At 73.2% G+C, this 2,208-nt stretch carries 2 protein-coding genes; both read right to left on the reverse strand.

Going from position 1 to position 2,208, the window contains the following annotated elements:
• Positions 1–560: argininosuccinate synthase domain-containing protein (locus ACFWR9_RS36985; protein WP_383850396.1), on the reverse strand; the 560-nt coding region annotated here is incomplete at its 3' end.
• Positions 561–631: 71 nt separating this feature from the next.
• Positions 632–2,071, reverse strand: coding sequence for an NAD-dependent succinate-semialdehyde dehydrogenase (locus ACFWR9_RS36990; RefSeq protein ID WP_383850399.1), 1,440 nt, complete (start codon positions 2,069–2,071; stop codon positions 632–634).
• Between the last annotated feature and the right edge of the window lie 137 nt (positions 2,072–2,208).

Here is a 2,208-nt window from a genome sequence, read left to right on the forward strand (position 1 = left end):
GTGGAGTCCCGGTAGGGGAGGTCGTGGGCGACGAGCCACTCCGACATCTCCTTGCGGCCGCCCAGCTCGGTCACGAAGTCCGCGTCCAGCCACGGCTTGTAGATCCGCAGCTGCGGGTTGGCGAGCAGGCCGTACCGGTAGAACCGCTCGATGTCGTTGCCCTTGAACGTGGAGCCGTCGCCCCAGATCTGGACGTCGTCCTCCAGCATCGCCCGCACCAGGAGCGTGCCGGTGACGGCGCGGCCGAGCGGCGTGGTGTTGAAGTAGGCGCGCCCGCCGGAGCGGATGTGGAACGCCCCGCAGGTGAGCGCGGCCAGGCCCTCCTCCACCAGCGCCGCGCGGCAGTCGACCAGGCGCGCGATCTCGGCGCCGTAGGTCTTCGCACGGTCTGGCACCGAGGCGATGTCGGGCTCGTCGTACTGGCCGATGTCGGCGGTGTACGTGCAGGGCACGGCGCCCTTGTCACGCATCCACGCGACCGCGACCGAGGTGTCGAGGCCGCCCGAGAAGGCGATACCGACGCGCTCGCCGGTGGGAAGGGAGGTGAGGACCTTGGACATAGGAAGAGTATGCATGATGACGCATGACCATGCAAAGTCCGTCGGTCGATCTCCTCGTCACCGGCTCCTCGTCACCGGGTCGGCAGCGCCACGTACTGGTACTCCAGGAACTCCTCGATCCCCACCCTGCCGCCCTCCCGGCCGAGGCCCGACTGCTTGACGCCGCCGAAGGGCGCGGCCGGGTTGGAGACCAGGCCGGTGTTGAGGCCGACCATGCCGGTCTCCAGGCGTTCGCTGACCCGCAGGCCGCGGTCCAGGCCCTCGGTGTAGAGGTAGCCGACGAGGCCCCAGGGGGTGTCGTTGGCGCGGCGTACGGCCTCCTCCTCGTCGTCGAAGGTGAGGATCGCCGCGACGGGGCCGAAGATCTCCGTGTCCATGAGCGCGCTGTCCGGGGAGACGTCGGTAAGTACCGTCGGCGGGTAGAAACAGCCGGGGCCCTCGGGTGTCCGGCCGCCGACCAGCACCCGGGCGCCGCGCTCCACCGCGTCGGCGACCAGTTCCTCGACCTTGGCGCGTCCGGCGGCGTCGATGAGGGGGCCGACGTCGACGCCGTCCCGGGTGCCGGGGCCCACGACCAGCGCCTCCATCCGCCGGGCCAGCCGCCGCGAGAACTCCTCGGCCACCGGGCGGTGCACGAAGAAGCGGTTCGCGGCGGTGCACGCCTCGCCCATGTTGCGCATCTTGGCGATCATCGCGCCGTCCACGGCGGCGTCCAGGTCCGCGTCGTCGAAGACGATGAACGGCGCGTTGCCGCCCAGCTCCATCGAGGTCCTGACGACGGTGTCCGCGCACTGCGCGAGGAGCAGCCGTCCGACGGCCGTCGAGCCGGTGAAGGACAGCTTGCGGATCCGTCCGCCGCGCAGCAGCGGTTCGCACACCTCTCCCGCCCTGGAGGTGGGGACGACGTTCAGCACGCCGTCCGGCAGTCCGGCCTCCTTGAGGATCGCGGCGAGGGCCAGGCTGGAGAGCGGGGTCTGCGGGGCCGGCTTGTGCACCATCGTGCAGCCGGCCGCGATCGCCGGGGCGATCTTGCGGGCGCCCATGGCGAGCGGGAAGTTCCACGGGGTGATCAGCAGGCAGGGCCCGACCGGGCGCCGGGAGAGCAGCATGCGGTTGCGTCCGTCGGGGAGGATGCCGTGGCCGCCGTCGATCCGGACGGCCTCCTCGGAGAACCAGCGGAAGAACTCGGCGGCGTAGGCGACCTCGCCCCGGGCCTCGGCCAGCGGCTTGCCCATCTCGGAGGTCATGAGGTGGGCGAGTTCGTCCGTGCGGTCCAGGACGATCTCGTGGGCGCGGCGCAGGATCTCGCTGCGTGCCCGCGGTGCCGTGCGGGCCCACGCCTCCTGCGCCTGGACGGCGGCGTCCTCGGCGAGCCGGGCGTCCTTGGGGCCGGCGTCGGCGACGTGGCGGACGGTCTCGCCGGTCGCGGGGTCGTCCACGGGCAGGACGGCGCCGTCCGCCGCGTCCGTCCACGCGCCGCCGATGAAGAGCTGGGTCGGTGTGTCGGTCATGGGGTCCCTCCTGGTCGCCCGGCCCGGAGGCCGGGCCCGGGCTGCGTGTGCGCCGGTCGGCGTGCCCCCCCCCGCGGCGGCGGGGGCCCGGGCGCCGGGGCGCCCCCCCCCCCGGGAGGGGCCCCCAGAGGGGGGCG

It is taken from the genome of Streptomyces sp. NPDC058534, assembly GCF_042717365.1.
Classification (GTDB): Bacteria; Actinomycetota; Actinomycetes; order Streptomycetales; family Streptomycetaceae; genus Streptomyces.

What these genes read in the sequence shown, in the direction of transcription:
- ACFWR9_RS36990 (WP_383850399.1), bottom strand. Translation starts at nt 2,071, where the DNA reads ATGACCGACACACCGACCCAGCTCTTCATCGGCGGCGCGTGGACGGAC.